General features: G+C 68.3%; 12 protein-coding genes. 7 read left to right on the top strand and 5 right to left on the bottom strand.

Annotation, left to right across the window (positions count from 1 at the left end; genetic code table 11):
• The first annotated feature begins 317 nt into the window (after window positions 1-317).
• The 3 genes from ppdK to IE277_RS03255 all read left to right on the top strand — a co-directional run bounded on the left by ppdK (window position 318) and on the right by IE277_RS03255 (window position 4,895).
• On the top strand, window positions 318-3,038 hold the full coding sequence (gene ppdK, locus IE277_RS03265; protein ID WP_189948273.1) for a pyruvate, phosphate dikinase: 2,721 nt from the start codon (window positions 318-320) through the stop codon (window positions 3,036-3,038).
• A gap of 510 nt (window positions 3,039-3,548) precedes the next feature.
• Window positions 3,549-4,616, top strand: coding sequence for a DNA polymerase III subunit beta family protein (locus IE277_RS03260; RefSeq protein WP_189948272.1), 1,068 nt, complete (start codon window positions 3,549-3,551; stop codon window positions 4,614-4,616).
• 57 nt (window positions 4,617-4,673) lie between these two features.
• Entirely contained in the window at window positions 4,674-4,895 is a 222-nt protein-coding gene (locus IE277_RS03255; RefSeq protein ID WP_189948271.1) for a DUF6415 family natural product biosynthesis protein, read from the top strand.
• A gap of 77 nt (window positions 4,896-4,972) precedes the next feature.
• Here IE277_RS03255 and IE277_RS03250 read toward each other — a convergent pair whose 3' ends face one another.
• From IE277_RS03250 to IE277_RS03235, 4 genes are all read right to left on the bottom strand, one after another.
• Window positions 4,973-5,554, bottom strand: coding sequence for a GNAT family N-acetyltransferase (locus IE277_RS03250; protein WP_189948270.1), 582 nt, complete (start codon window positions 5,552-5,554; stop codon window positions 4,973-4,975).
• Between the two features lie 272 nt (window positions 5,555-5,826).
• On the bottom strand, window positions 5,827-6,699 hold the full coding sequence (locus IE277_RS03245; protein ID WP_189948269.1) for a GNAT family N-acetyltransferase: 873 nt from the start codon (window positions 6,697-6,699) through the stop codon (window positions 5,827-5,829).
• Window positions 6,700-6,986: 287 nt separating this feature from the next.
• The gene (locus IE277_RS03240) at window positions 6,987-8,105 is read right to left on the bottom strand and encodes a radical SAM protein (RefSeq protein WP_189949186.1); all 1,119 of its coding nucleotides are present in this window, start codon (window positions 8,103-8,105) and stop codon (window positions 6,987-6,989) included.
• Between the two features lie 122 nt (window positions 8,106-8,227).
• The gene (locus IE277_RS03235; protein WP_189949184.1) at window positions 8,228-8,593 is read right to left on the bottom strand and encodes an ATP-binding protein; all 366 of its coding nucleotides are present in this window, start codon (window positions 8,591-8,593) and stop codon (window positions 8,228-8,230) included.
• 264 nt (window positions 8,594-8,857) lie between these two features.
• Here IE277_RS03235 and IE277_RS03230 point away from each other — a divergent pair, with 264 nt between their 5' ends.
• Entirely contained in the window at window positions 8,858-10,114 is a 1,257-nt protein-coding gene (locus tag IE277_RS03230) for a helix-turn-helix domain-containing protein (RefSeq protein WP_189948268.1), read from the top strand.
• Window positions 10,115-10,128: 14 nt separating this feature from the next.
• A complete protein-coding gene (locus IE277_RS03225; RefSeq protein ID WP_189948266.1) occupies window positions 10,129-10,485 on the top strand; it encodes a hypothetical protein in 357 nt (118 codons plus the stop codon).
• A 46-nt stretch (window positions 10,486-10,531) separates the two neighbouring features.
• Here the strand turns inward: IE277_RS03225 and IE277_RS03220 are convergent, their stop codons facing one another.
• Window positions 10,532-11,206: a TetR/AcrR family transcriptional regulator gene (locus IE277_RS03220; RefSeq protein ID WP_189948264.1), complete on the bottom strand. Its 675-nt coding sequence runs from the start codon at window positions 11,204-11,206 to the stop codon at window positions 10,532-10,534.
• 163 nt (window positions 11,207-11,369) lie between these two features.
• Between IE277_RS03220 and IE277_RS03215 the strand changes: the two genes are divergently transcribed.
• Together IE277_RS03215 and IE277_RS03210 are read left to right on the top strand one after the other, a co-directional pair.
• A complete protein-coding gene (locus tag IE277_RS03215; RefSeq protein ID WP_229880541.1) occupies window positions 11,370-12,806 on the top strand; it encodes an MFS transporter in 1,437 nt (478 codons plus the stop codon).
• A complete protein-coding gene (locus IE277_RS03210) occupies window positions 12,803-13,201 on the top strand; it encodes a cupin domain-containing protein (protein WP_189948260.1) in 399 nt (132 codons plus the stop codon). The genes IE277_RS03215 and IE277_RS03210 overlap by 4 nt, the downstream gene beginning before the upstream one ends.
• Window positions 13,202-13,336 lie beyond the last annotated feature (135 nt).

Genomic DNA, 13,336 nt, shown 5'->3' with positions numbered 1-13,336 from the left:
GCTCAGATGAGCAGATCGTGAGCGGCTGCACTTCTCCAAGGGGTGGCACTCGGTGCCACCCCTTGATCGTTCATCGATCGAACTCAGACGTGCGGGATGACTGCTCATCTGAGCGAAATCCCTTCCCTCTGAGGGGGTATGCGTTCAAGAAGTGAAAACATTCGGCGGCCACGGCTTGCCAAGCCTTGACTTTCGATCCGCTGGCGGACGACTGGTTACAAGCGCATGACGCGTGAGTGGACGTACCCATGTGCCTTCGATCTGGGTATGTTCCTCGCCGTCAGGGCAGCCACCGTGGCCTCAAGGAGTCGAGACCCGTGTCGGAAAACAAAGAACCCCACGGAGTGAAGTTCGTTTACGACTTCACCGAGGGAAACAAGGACCTCAAGGACCTCCTCGGCGGCAAGGGCGCCAACCTCGCCGAGATGACCAACCTCGGTCTGCCGGTCCCTCCCGGCTTCACCATCACCACCGAGGCCTGCCAGGTCTACCTGGACAGTGGCGAGGAGCCCGTGGCACTGCGTGACGAGGTGAGTGCGCACCTCGACGCCCTCCAGTCCCGCATGGGCAAGAAGCTCGGCCAGGCCGACAACCCCCTCCTTGTGTCGGTCCGCTCGGGCGCCAAGTTCTCCATGCCGGGCATGATGGACACGGTCCTGAACATCGGTCTGTCGGACAAGTCGGTGCAGGGCCTCGCCAAGCAGGCCGGCGACGACCGCTTCGCCTGGGACTCCTACCGCCGCCTCATCCAGATGTTCGGCAAGACCGTCCTCGGGGTCGACGGCGACCTCTTCGAGGAGGCCCTGGAGGCGGCGAAGGCGGCCAAGAAGGTCACCGTCGACACGGACCTCGAAGCGGCCGACCTGAAGAAGCTGGTCACCAAGTTCAAGAAGATCGTCAAGGCGGAGGCCGGCCGGGACTTCCCGCAGGACCCGCGCGAGCAGATGGACCTCGCCATCAAGGCGGTCTTCGACTCGTGGAACGGCGACCGGGCCAAGCTGTACCGCCGCCAGGAGCGCATCCCCGGCGACCTGGGCACCGCGGTCAACATCTGCTCCATGGTCTTCGGCAACCTGGGCCCGGACTCCGGCACGGGCGTCGCGTTCACCCGCGACCCCGCCTCCGGCCACCAGGGCGTCTACGGCGACTACCTGCAGAACGCCCAGGGCGAGGACGTGGTGGCGGGCATCCGCAACACCGTCCCGCTCGCGGAGCTGGAGTCGATCGACAAGAAGTCGTACGACCAGCTGATGCAGATCATGGAGACGCTGGAGAACCACTACAAGGACCTCTGCGACATCGAGTTCACCATCGAGCGCGGTCAGCTGTGGATGCTCCAGACCCGGGTCGGCAAGCGCACGGCGGGCGCCGCCTTCCGGATCGCCACCCAGCTCGTCGACCAGGGCCTGATCGACGAGACGGAGGCCCTCCAGCGGGTCACCGGCGCCCAGCTCGCCCAGCTGATGTTCCCGCGCTTCGACGAGCACGCGAAGGTCGAGCAGGTGGGCCGTGGCATCGCCGCGTCCCCCGGCGCCGCGGTGGGCAAGGCGGTCTTCGACTCCTACACCGCCGTCAAGTGGTCCCGCTCCGGCGAGAAGGTCATCCTGGTCCGCCGTGAGACGAACCCCGACGACCTGGACGGCATGATCGCGGCCGAGGGCATCCTGACCTCGCGCGGCGGCAAGACCTCCCACGCCGCCGTCGTGGCCCGGGGCATGGGCAAGACCTGTGTCTGCGGCGCGGAGGAGCTGGAGGTCGACACCAAGCGCCGCCGTATGACCGTCCCCGGCGGGCATGTCGTCGAAGAGGGCGACCTGATCTCCATCGACGGCTCGTCCGGCAAGGTCTACCTGGGCGAAGTCCCCGTGGTCCCCTCCCCGGTGGTCGAGTACTTCGAGGGCCGCATGCACCCGGGCGCCGACGACGCCGACGAACTCGTCGAGGCGGTCCACCGCATGATGGCCTTCGCCGACCGCAAGCGCCGCCTGCGGGTACGGGCCAACGCCGACAACGCCGAGGACGCGCTGCGCGCCCGCCGCTTCGGCGCTCAGGGCATCGGCCTGTGCCGCACGGAGCACATGTTCCTCGGTGACCGCCGCGAACTGGTGGAACGCCTGATCCTGGCGGACACGGAGGAGGAGCGCGAGGAGTCCCTGAAGGCCCTGCTCCCCCTCCAGAAGAAGGACTTCGTCGAACTCTTCGAGGCCATGGACGGCCTCCCTGTGACGATCCGTCTCCTGGACCCCCCGCTGCACGAGTTCCTCCCGGACATCACGGAGCTGTCGGTCCGCGTCGCCCTGGCCGAGTCCCGCCAGGAGCCGCACGAGAACGAGCTGCGCCTGCTCCAGGCGGTGCACCGCCTGCACGAGCAGAACCCGATGCTGGGTCTGCGCGGCGTGCGCCTGGGCCTGGTCATCCCCGGCCTGTTCACCATGCAGGTCCGGGCGATCGCCGAGGCGGCGGCGGAACGCAAGTCCTCGAAGGGCGACCCGCGCGCCGAGATCATGATCCCGCTGGTCGGCACGGTCCAGGAGCTGGAGATCGTCCGCGAGGAGGCCGACAAGGTCATCGCGGAGGTCGAGGCCGCGACCGGTACGCAGCTCAAGCTGGCGATCGGCACGATGATCGAGCTGCCGCGCGCCGCGCTCACGGCGGGTCAGATCGCGGAGGCGGCACAGTTCTTCTCCTTCGGCACGAACGACCTGACGCAGACGGTGTGGGGCTTCAGCCGCGACGACGTCGAGGCGAGCTTCTTCACCGCGTACCTGGAAAAGGGCATCTTCGGCGTCTCCCCCTTCGAGACAATCGACCGGGACGGCGTGGGCTCCCTGGTGAAGCTGGCGGCGGAAGCGGGCCGCCGCACCCGCCCCGACCTCAAGCTCGGCGTCTGCGGTGAGCACGGCGGCGACCCGGAGTCGGTCCACTTCTTCCACGAGGTCGGTCTCGACTACGTCTCCTGCTCCCCGTTCCGCATCCCGGTCGCCCGCCTGGAGGCCGGCCGCGCGGCAACGAACTCGGCGGGCAGCGACCACCGCTGACCCTCCCCGGACGCCGGAGCCGCCGCCTGTCCCCGACCCTCAACCGATGGGCGGCGGTTCCGGACCACGAAAAGAGAGGCGGCACCCTGTGCGGGGGTGCCGCCTCTCTGTACGTTCTCGACACCGAGCGGGCCTGGCGTCCCACCCCTGCCCGGCTGGCCACTTCACGGGCTCGCTCCTGCTGCTCCCGCAGCGACTGATCATTCGCACGGCCACCGTCGGGGCGCTGAGCGTCGCCGCAGCCGGCAAGGAGGAAGGCGCTCAGAGGAAGGCGCTCAGAAGGGTGCCGGCAGCAGGCTGACGAGGCGCTTCGAGTGCGTGTGCATGGAGTCCTCCTTGGGCCACGCCGCGGGGAAGGGGGAGCGTCGGGCGACCCGATGGCCCACGGGCGGTGCAGTCACCTACGTCGCCTCACAGTCACCCGCCTTCCGCTGTCGCGAGATCCGGCCGGGGAGCCGGGTTGACCCTCGACCTTGTGCAGGGCCCAGAGTGCTGGGTGTGGAGAACGACATGCGCAGCATTGGCGATATGGCCCGCGACAGCGGCCTGGGCGTGAGCGCCCTGCGGTTCTACGACCGTGCCGGTGTGCTGGTCCCGGCCTGGGTGGACCCGGTGAGCGGTTACCGCTGGTACGAACCCGAGCAGCTTGAAGAGGGCCGACTGCTGGCCCGCTTGCGCCGGGCCGGGATGCCGCTGGCAGACATCCGGCTGGTGCTGGCCGGCTGGTCCGGCGCGGAAACCGATCTGGTCCGGAATCTGCTCAAGGCGCACCTGCGCCGTCTTGAGCAGGGGCTGTCCGATGCCCGCAGCGAGTTCTCCGCGCTCCGAGCACTACTCGATCACAGGGAGAATGTCATGACCTCGCTCCGCATCGCCACCGAACGGCTGTCCATCGCCGCGCCCGAGCTGGCAGCCGCGCTGGACACGGTCCGTTTCGCGGCGAGTACCGACCCGGAGCTGCCGATGCTCGGCGGGGTCCTGTTCGACCTCGAGGGCGAGAGCCTCCACGTCGTGGCCACCGACCGGTACCGGATGGCTGTCGCGCACGCCGGTATCGCCGGGCACGAGGGGAGCCGGGTGCAGTTCATCGTGCCCACCCCGCTCGCCGACGCGATGCGGGCGCTGCTGGACAGCGAGGGACGCGTGTGGCTGTCCGTCGACGGTGACCGCGTGACACTGGAGGCCGGGGACAGGCAGGCGGCCGGTCAGTGCCTCGACCACGACTTCCCCGACTACCGTCGTCTCCTCCCCCGGGCCGGCGGGCGCCGCAACCTTGTCGAGGTGGCTGCCTTCCGCAAGGCCCTGGAGACTGGTCCTGTCCGTACCGGCGAGGCGGGAGCGCATGACCTCAGCGTGCTCAGGGCGGACGATGGCGGCACGGTGACCCTCTGCACGGATGGTGACGACGACCCGAACCGCGTCGCCGTCAACCGTGAGTTCCTGATGGACGCACTGGCCGCCGGGGCCCGGGACCGACTGATCCTGGAGCTCGGCGCCCCCACGGCGCCGATCGCGATCCGGCGGCCCGACGACGAGGGCGCCTTCTCGCTCCTCATGCCGGTCCGTCTGGATGACTGACGGTGCGTTCACCCTGATCCGGCCCGCCCGGACCAACCGGACGGGAGCCGGGACCTGATGGACATCGTGATGATGCGCGAGACCGCTTCCGAGCTGCTGGGGCCCCGGTACTGTGCGCTCACCTGCGTCGGAGAGGCGAGCAGGAAGCTGCGGGTCGGGAAAGGCTGCCCGCCGTCCGTCCGCGTGGCTGTGGCACGAAGGCTCGCCCGCTCCGGCCAAGCCCTGTGCGACCAGTACGAGAAGCTGACCGGGGGAGATGCGGCGAGCGAGCGGTCGTGAGGGGCGATCGCCGGCCTGCGGGGTGTACGTCGCGGCCGTGAATGCTCCGGTCCTCGCCCTGGTGCCGGTGCGGACATTCATCTGACGCACCTCCACGGCGACCGCAGGGTCAGGTCGAGAACCATGACGTCGTGGAGATCGGCACCGGCCCACGGGCGAGCATCACCGACCTTGCGGTAGCCCCACGATCGGTAGGCCGCCCGCGCTGCCTCACTCGCCGGATGAACGTTGAGCACCACGCGCTCGGCCTCGACTCCGTCAAGGAGTGATGCGTGCAGCCGGCTCGCGATGCCGCATCGGCGCCACGGCAGGCGTACGGCCAGCTCCATCAGGCCGAAGGTGCGGTGGCCGTCCTCGCGGCGCGTCTCGTCGGGCACGGGCTCGACAAGCGAGTCCCACCAGCCCGTCCTCGGCCCGAGGGGGCAGCCGTAGGCCATGCCGACGGGCGTGCCGTCAGGTGTGCGGGCCAGGGCGGCCAGGAAGGCGCGTTTCCGCGTCTGGGAGCGGAAACGCCGGAAGGTGGCCACGACGTCGTCCTCGGTCTCGCAGTAGGGCGGCTCGGCGAACACCTCGGTGTAGACGAGCGTGAAGTCACCTTCGGCCCTCTCTGCGGCTGGGCCGTCCAGGCGTACGACGGTGAGAGCTTCGGAGTGGGACACGTGGTGCTCCTCAGACGGTCTCGCGGATGCGGTCGCCACACTCACGGGCGACCGCCGTGTCGATGACGGCGACGGCGCGCTGGAACTTGCGGATCGAGGGCGGCGCCTATGAGGGGGAGGGCGGGCGAGCGCGCCCCATGACGCCGGCTTGCCTCCCAGTCAACAAATGGGCTTCCGACTTGGACCACCCGCTTTCCGGGCCGCTCAAAGAAGCGGGCGGATCCAACGGCAACCATTTCCCGCAGGCTGGAACAACTTCGATAGCTGCCCTGCTACACCTCCACCGAGCAAACAAATCCAAGGGAGTCGAGGCCTTCGGCTGCGCACAGGCGGTCGGATGCCCCACCGACCTCGGTCTGCAGAAGCTGGTAGGCGGCGCCATGCCGGTGTCCCCATTGCATCGCCGCACGCCATAGAGCACGCCCGTATCCGTGTCCCCGGTACTCGGGGAGCACACCGAAATACTGCGGCAGGAGCTGTGTCCGGCCGATGGCGTCCACCATGGTCTCCATGGGGCCGATCGCCCCCGCAACTCGCCCCTCGTGCGAGACGGTGAGGACGGGACCGACGCGGCCGCCTCGCATCTGCTTGTAGAGGAACGCGAACCCGTCACCGGCCATTCGCCCTGCGAATCGTGCGAATCCTACCTGTGCCTCGGTGGACAGTTTCTCGTACTCCCGGACGTCCATGCCCGGGTCAAGACCGGCTCCGGTGGCGAAGTCCTTGAGGTGGACCCGAGTGCCCCGGGCGTAGAGTTCGGGCTGCTCGGGGCCGAGGAACCACACGATGCGAGCGCCTCCCGCGTCATGGACGGCGCGCAGTTTTGTCGCGAGGTCCGCTGCCGTGGTGAGGGCGTCGGGTTCGGAGCCGTAGACATGGACTTTGACGGTGTGGCCTCCACGCCGGAGCAGGGTCGGGATGAGGGGCGTGCCGGCAGCGTGCGCGGCGTCCTCGACCAGGACATGCTCCAGTTTCACAGGTGACCAGCGACGGTCCTTGTCGTACGGCAGGAAGCGTCCGCTGTCGGCCACGGTACAGATGTCCTCGAAGCGCTTCGCGGTGAGTGCCGAGGGATGGACAGGGCCGATGGTGGGCACATACGGCACGGTGAGATGGGGGCGCAGTGACTCCCAGTCGAAACCCATGAGCGCACGCTACTCGTGTGCCACACAGGGCTCAGGCCCCGACGCGGGATGCGCCAGGGCCCGAGCGTTGCTGATCGGATGTGATCAGTGGGGATTGTCGTCGCCCGCACTGCACGAGCACTTGGTGCTGTCCATGATCCTGTCCAGGTCGGCGACGGCGGTGATCGCAGTGACGGGGGTCGGGTCGGACCCCGTGGGGCGCGTGAAGTACGGCAGATCATCGTCCGGTGGCTCGCCAGGAAGCGGGCGCCTCGGAGAGATTTCCACTGAGACAGCGGTCATGCTGCTCACCCTGCTTTCTTGATCCCGTGCTGACAGTAACTTTGCAGTGGTGCCTTCGCCTCCTGGTAGTGCTTGGCCAGCGGCCGGCATACCGTGCAGGAGCCGGACAGCTTGCAGCCCGAACAGCCACCGGTGCGAAGCATGAGCCGGTCGGCGATCGCGCCGAGCCGGGAGAGGCCGTCGATGCCCTCCAGCGGGAGGCTGATCTGCTCGTCACGGCCGATCTTGCAGATGGACACCAGCCCATGAGGGTCGGTGTGGAAGAACGTGTGGCCAGCGTTGCACCCGGTGAACTGTTTGCGCATCCGGAGGTGTTCCTTGGATTGCGCGCTCAGCACCTCGCCTCCGCCGTAGATGGTCGGCGTCATATTGGTGAAGACGTTGTACTCAAGGCCCCACGTCTCGCACAGGTCGACCATCGCCTGTTCCTCGCGTGCGTTGTCGTCGGTGACGATGATGCTCATCCGCAACGGCAACCTGGCGGCGCGCGCGGCGTTCATGCCCTGGACAAAGAGGTCCCAGGCGCCCTTTCGCTGCGTGAGTTCGTCGTAACTAGCCTTTGTCGCCCCATACATGGACACCGTCACGCGGTACGGCGGGCAGTCACGGAACAGGGCAAGCAGGTTTGCCCGCCACAGCAGTGATCCGTTCGTGGAGACCGTGATCATCATGCCCAGCTCGAACGCGGACCGGTACGCGGCCAGGAAGTCCCTGTCGACGGTGGGCTCACCGCCGGTGATCTGGAGCCACAGCACGCCAGCCTCAGCCATGACCTGAAGGCAGCGCAGTTTGTCGGCGAGCGGCATTCCTGAGTTCACCTTGAGCCCGAGGTAGCAGTGCTTGCACCTGAGGTTGCAGCCGAGGTTGATCTCGTAGCTAGCCCGCGAGTAGCCCCACTTTGACGGCTGCCTGACGAGCAAGAACTCAGAGGCGGGCCGACCCTCCACCTTCAGGTCGGGCCACTGCTGCCGTACTGCGTCCGCGAGCCATGAAGGGGCTGTCCGAGAGGGAGCCTGTGCTCGCAACTCCTCGTACTGGGCCTGCGGGAGGAGCACTCCGCTCCTGCTCCCAGGGCGTACGAGGAGATACTGGTCGAGGAATGGGCTTGCGATCAGCCTGTGCATGTAGCTTCTCCCTTTATGCCGTTCCTGGGGATCTGGCGGTCGGCCGGACTCGGCGTACCGCAGCGTGGACAGGACCAGCGCCACGACGACCGCGACGTAGAGGACGACCGCGATCCGCTGCCTCATTGACTAGCCTTGACGTGCAGTTCGGCCCATACGACCTTCCAGGCCGGGTGCCGGTCGTATCCCCATCGGTCCGCGAGAGCCTCGACGAGGATCAGGCCCCGGCCGCCCTCAGAGTCCTCACTCGGGCTGCTCCGGTTGGGGACACCCCGGAACCTGTCGGCGACGCCGATCCGTACGCGGTCGTCGGCGATGCGACGGAGGATGACCCTGGCGTTATGGCAGTCCGTGTGGTCGATGACGTTGGTCAGCAACTCGTCGACGACCAGCGTCGCTGCATCCACCAGTTCGTCTATGCCCCAGGAACTCAGCACCGTGATGGTGAGCAACCGGGCTCGTCTCACGGACTCAGGCTCACACGGCATGGTTTCCGAGTAACCGGGAACGCCGGTCGCATTGGGTCTGGCGGCGGCTTTGGGCACGTACCTGATCCCTCCGAACAAGGCCCCCGGACGACTGCCGACGGCCCGATCCTTCGTTTCGGCCGAGGACGGCCACGCCTTTTCGGCGACAGTGACCAGGCAACCGCAGTGCGTTACCGTCTCCCAGAGCGGAGTCCTGCCGTTGTTCAGGCGTTTTCCGCGCATTAGGGCGATGAGCTGGGACGATGCAGGGTGGGTGGAGGAGTGATGACGGCCAAACGCCGGGGCCTCGCGGAGCAGCGCGCGGCGCGGGGCTACTCCCAGGAGGAGTTAGCCGACCTGCTCGGAGTCGCCACGTCCACCGTGGTGCGTTGGGAAGGCGGGCATTCCAGCCCCCGGCCGTACCAGCGGCCCAAGATGGCGGAGCTCTTGGGTGTGACCCTCGCCGGGTTGGACAAACTCCTTGACTCCGTGATGACGGTCACCTCCGGGGATGCCTCGAATCGCCTGTCACTCACGGATCCTGACGCCATGAAACGTCGCGACCTTCTGGGACTTCTCGGTGCTACAAGTGCGCTCGTCGCGTTGCCTGACTTGCCCGACCCTTTGGCCGCTCCTGTGGGCCTGGGTTCCGCTTCGGCGCTGGAGACGGGCGAGGAAATGATCGGGCACCTATGGCAGGTCTATGGCCTCGCTGACGACAAGAGCACGGTCTACCCGGTGATGCGGCACCAGCTCGGACTGCTGACTCAGAGCCTTGAGGGCGTCCGCAGTGCGAGCGACCGCAGGCGGCTGCGCATGCAGATCGGGAATCTCTATCAATTGGCAGGCGAGTTGTTCTTCGACACGCGTGACGACGGACTCGCCGCTCACTGCTACACGGTGGCTGCGCTTGCGGCGAAGGAAGCGGGATCGTACGACCTGTGGGCCTGCGCGATGACAAGGCACGCCTACGTCGAGTTGTATGCGGAACGAGCCGCATCGGCAGGGTCGTTGCTTTCGGTCGCGTCGCTGATCGCGCAACGAGGCAACAGCGCGCTGTGCACCCGCCACTGGGTGGCGGCCGTACAGGCAGAGATGTATGCGGCTATGGGCGATCTCGACGCCTGCTCCCGTGCGCTGGACACCGCTGAGGAGGTGCACGGCCTCAGCGGTCAGATCCACAATGGTGGATGGCTCCGCTTCGACGGATCCCGCCTCGCCGAGGAACGCGGTGCGTGCTACGTCACGCTCGGCCGCCCCGATCTCGCTGAGAAGGCACTGACGTCCGCGCTCGCACAGGAGCTGAGTCCTCGTCGCCGTGCCGCCGTCCTTGTCGACCTTGCTTCGCTGGGCGTCCAGCAGGGCGACGTTGACCAGGTGGTTCACTTCGCCGACCAGGCTCTGGCGTTGGCCGGGCAGACCCGTTCGGGATATGTCGGTGCCAAACTGCGCGGCCTTCGGAGCCACTTCGCCGGACTGCCTGCCGATGTCCGGGTTTCGGAGCTGCACGAGAGGATCGCGGCACTACCGAGTGCTGTCTGAGGAAAGGGGACTTCATGAGTAGCGACGGCCGGGTCTTCAGAGAAGCGTGGATCGCCGGTGTGCACAAGCACTTTCCGGGCGAGCCGAAGCCGAGTTACGTCACTCCGTGGGAAGAGACGCCCGATTGGGAGCGTGAGGCAGCCGCTGCCGTGTGCGGTCAGGTGCGTGACTTCATGCGCGTCAGCGCAGGTCGCTCCGCCCGCTTGACGCGCGAACAGAAGGGCCAGTTCGTCGCGGTGTGCTGGACGGCCCAGATGTACAGGCACTTCGACGACCCGAAGCCGGGCTATGTCGCCGGCTGGGGAGATCTCCCCGAGTGGCAGCGGGAGACCGACGCCGACATCTTCGAGGCAATCGAGCAGAGCGTGTGACCCCCAGGGGCGGTACGCGGTGTGGGTGCCGCCCCTCATTCAGTATTCAGTCGGGCCTGGCCAGCAGGCCGTTCACCAGGGCCGTCAGGCCGTGCACGTAGATGTCCTGCGCGGTCAGTGGTGCCCAGCGGTCCGACACCTCCGCCAGGCGGGGGAGTTCGTCCGGGTCCAGGTCGGTGAAGACGCGCTCGCGGTACGTCGGGCGGTCGTCGGCCGCGCGGCGGTGGGCCGCTGTCGTGCGGATCACGATCTCGCCGGCGGTGTAGTACCAGATCGCCCGGTATCCGTGCACGGCGGACTCCAGGGTGAGGCCGCAGGCTGTCAGGCCGTCCACGATCTGTTCCACGAACCACAGCGCGGACTTCGACATCAGGTCGTCCGCCGTGAGGACCTCCACCACCCAGGGGCAGTCGGCCAGCACCTCGTGGATCGCGGTCGCTGCGGCGATGACGCGTTCACGCGGCTCGGTGGGGGCAGTGGACGGGCGGTGCAGGTGTTGCGCCGCGTAGTCGTCCAGCAGGAGGAGCAGCAGTTCCTCCTTGTCGCGGACGTGGTGGTAAAGCGCCATGGGCGTGCTGCCGACCTCGGAGGCCAGCCGGCGCATCGTCAGCCGGGCCACGCCCTCGTCCGTCACGATCCGGAGCGCCGTCCGGAGGATCTCCGTACGGGAGATTCGGGCAGGCCGGCCGGTGGTCTTGCGGGGTGCGGGCGGTTGCGGCATGGCTCCCATGATGCCCTCGACGTCCCCAGCCGTCGCAACGCCGGTCCTGCGGACCTGGGTCGTCGTCCCTGCGTCCGCCCCTCAGGGATTTCCTCAGGTGTCGACAACGGTGGTCCGCACACGCTAGTTTTCTTACATGTATAGAAACTTAAGAGGCAGTCCTATGGCCGTGCTCGCGGCCGCTGCCGTCGCGCAGTTCGTCGTCGCTCTCGACATGGCCGTGGTCAATATCGCGCTCCCGGCGATCCGTACCGCCCTCGGCTTCGATCCGCTCGGCCTGTCCTGGGTCGTGCATGTGTACGCGCTCACCTTCGGCGGGTTTCTGCTGCTCGGCGGGCGGGCCTGTGATCTGTACGGGCGGCGTCGGCTCTTCGTCGCGGGGCTGGTTGTCTTCGGGATCTGCTCGCTTGCCGGTGGACTGGCCCAGGAACCCTGGCAGTTGGTCGCTGCCCGTGCGGGGCAGGGTCTCGGCGCTGCCGCCGCCGCGCCGGCCGCGCTCGCGTTGCTGACCACCACCTTCACCGACGGCCCCCGGCGCGTCCGTGCCCTCGGTGTGTGGAGCGGGATGAACGCGGTGGGCGGTGCGTCGGGCGTGCTGGTGGGCGGGGTGCTCACCCAGTACGTGGGCTGGCGTTGGGTGATGCTGATCAATCTGCCGATCGTGGCCACGGCGCTCGTGCTGGCCTTCGCGGCCGTACCCGCCGAGCCGAGGCCGGTCCGACGTGAGCGGCCCGATGTGCTCGGGGCCGTGCTGGCGACCGGCGGAACGGGGCTGCTCGTGTTCGCCGTCGTACGGGCCGATGTCCAGGGATGGCTGTCCGCCAGGACGTTGAGCACGCTCGGCGCGGCCACCGTTGTGCTGGTCGTGTTCGGGTTCGTCGAATCCCGGGCGCCCGCCCCCCTGCTGCGGCTCGGGCTGCTGCGCAGCCGCTGGGTCGCCGGCGCCAATGCGCTGGTGTTCCTCGCCGCGGCCGGACAGTTCACCGCCTTCTACTTCATCTCCCTCTACCTCCAGCAGGTCCTCGGCCTCGGTGCCGCCGCGACCGGCGCCGCCTTCCTGCCGTTCAGCGTCTGCTCGGTGGCCGCCACCCTCGTCGCCACCCGCATCACCGCGGCCCGCTCACCCCGAGCCTCCCTCGTGCCCGGCGCGCTGTTCGCTGCCGTGGGCCTGGCCTGGTTCGCCCGGATCAGCCCGCACGGCGGCTTTCTCACCGATGTGCTCGGGCCGTCGCTGGTCACCAGCGTCGGCATCGGACTGGTGTTCGCGCCGGCCGCCGCCGCGGCGACGACCGGCGTCCGGGCCGGTGAGGCCGGCATGGCCTCCGGGCTGTTCAACAGCGCACGCCAGCTGGGCGGTTGCCTCGGCGTGGCCACCCTGGCCACGGTCGCCGCCCACCACACCGGTACGGCCACCGACCCCGGCGCGCTCAACGCCGGTTACGCCCTCGGCCTGGCTGTCACAGCCGCGCTCCTGCTGCTCGCGGCGGTCGTCGCGATCTGCGTGCTGCCCCGGCGTCCGAGCGGCACCGGGTCCTCGGCCCCGCATTCCGCAGCCCCTGTGATCGACACGGACACGCGCATGGAAGGAACACCGTCATGACCCTCACGACCGTCGACCTCTTCTCCTCGATGCTGGACTTCCGGCCCGACGGCGAGGTCCGATCCGGAGTCCGGCGGATGACGGACGGCGGCGCCGACTCCTGGCAGGTCGCGGCCTTCCATGTGGAGACCGACGCCGATGTGCACGCCGACCACTGGGAGGTGCATCCCGGGGGCGAGGAGGCCGTGTGCTGCCTCAGCGGTGGCGTGCGGCTGTATTTCCGTGCCGCCGGGGAGGGCGGCGCCGAGGAGATGGTGCGGCTGGGGCCGGGCGGCGCCGTGATCGTGCCCCGCGGTCTCTGGCACCGCCTCGAACTGGACGCGCCGAGCGATCTGATGTCGATCACCCGGCGCCGTGGCTCACGCCAGGAGAGGCGCACCGACCTCGGCGACTGATCCGCGCCGCTGGGTGGAGTGGGGGGCGGCGGCAATCGGTGTGGTCTGCCGCACCACCGCACTCGGGGCCCTCTTTCGTAATCGATGCGCATGGTTGATCGTTGGGCTGTGCATCGATGACGGACGTCAGGGGGC

The organism is Streptomyces alanosinicus (assembly GCF_014650595.1).
In the GTDB taxonomy this organism is placed as follows: domain Bacteria; phylum Actinomycetota; class Actinomycetes; order Streptomycetales; family Streptomycetaceae; genus Streptomyces; species Streptomyces alanosinicus.
The sequence above is the reverse complement of the archived record's forward strand: the minus strand, read 5'-3'. Positions and strand labels throughout refer to the sequence as shown.

Bases quoted from the DNA above. Each gene is read 5' to 3' on its own strand.
- IE277_RS03235 (WP_189949184.1), bottom strand. From the start codon at position 8,593: ATGCCGTGTGAGCCTGAGTCCGTGAGACGAGCCCGGTTGCTCACCATC.
- IE277_RS03255 (WP_189948271.1), top strand. From the start codon at position 4,674: ATGGACATCGTGATGATGCGCGAGACCGCTTCCGAGCTGCTGGGGCCC.
- IE277_RS03260 (WP_189948272.1), top strand. From the start codon at position 3,549: ATGCGCAGCATTGGCGATATGGCCCGCGACAGCGGCCTGGGCGTGAGC.
- IE277_RS03240 (WP_189949186.1), bottom strand. From the start codon at position 8,105: ATGCACAGGCTGATCGCAAGCCCATTCCTCGACCAGTATCTCCTCGTA.
- IE277_RS03225 (WP_189948266.1), top strand. From the start codon at position 10,129: ATGAGTAGCGACGGCCGGGTCTTCAGAGAAGCGTGGATCGCCGGTGTG.
- IE277_RS03215 (WP_229880541.1), top strand. From the start codon at position 11,370: ATGGCCGTGCTCGCGGCCGCTGCCGTCGCGCAGTTCGTCGTCGCTCTC.
- IE277_RS03245 (WP_189948269.1), bottom strand. From the start codon at position 6,699: ATGGGTTTCGACTGGGAGTCACTGCGCCCCCATCTCACCGTGCCGTAT.
- IE277_RS03230 (WP_189948268.1), top strand. From the start codon at position 8,858: ATGACGGCCAAACGCCGGGGCCTCGCGGAGCAGCGCGCGGCGCGGGGC.
- IE277_RS03210 (WP_189948260.1), top strand. From the start codon at position 12,803: ATGACCCTCACGACCGTCGACCTCTTCTCCTCGATGCTGGACTTCCGG.
- IE277_RS03220 (WP_189948264.1), bottom strand. From the start codon at position 11,206: ATGCCGCAACCGCCCGCACCCCGCAAGACCACCGGCCGGCCTGCCCGA.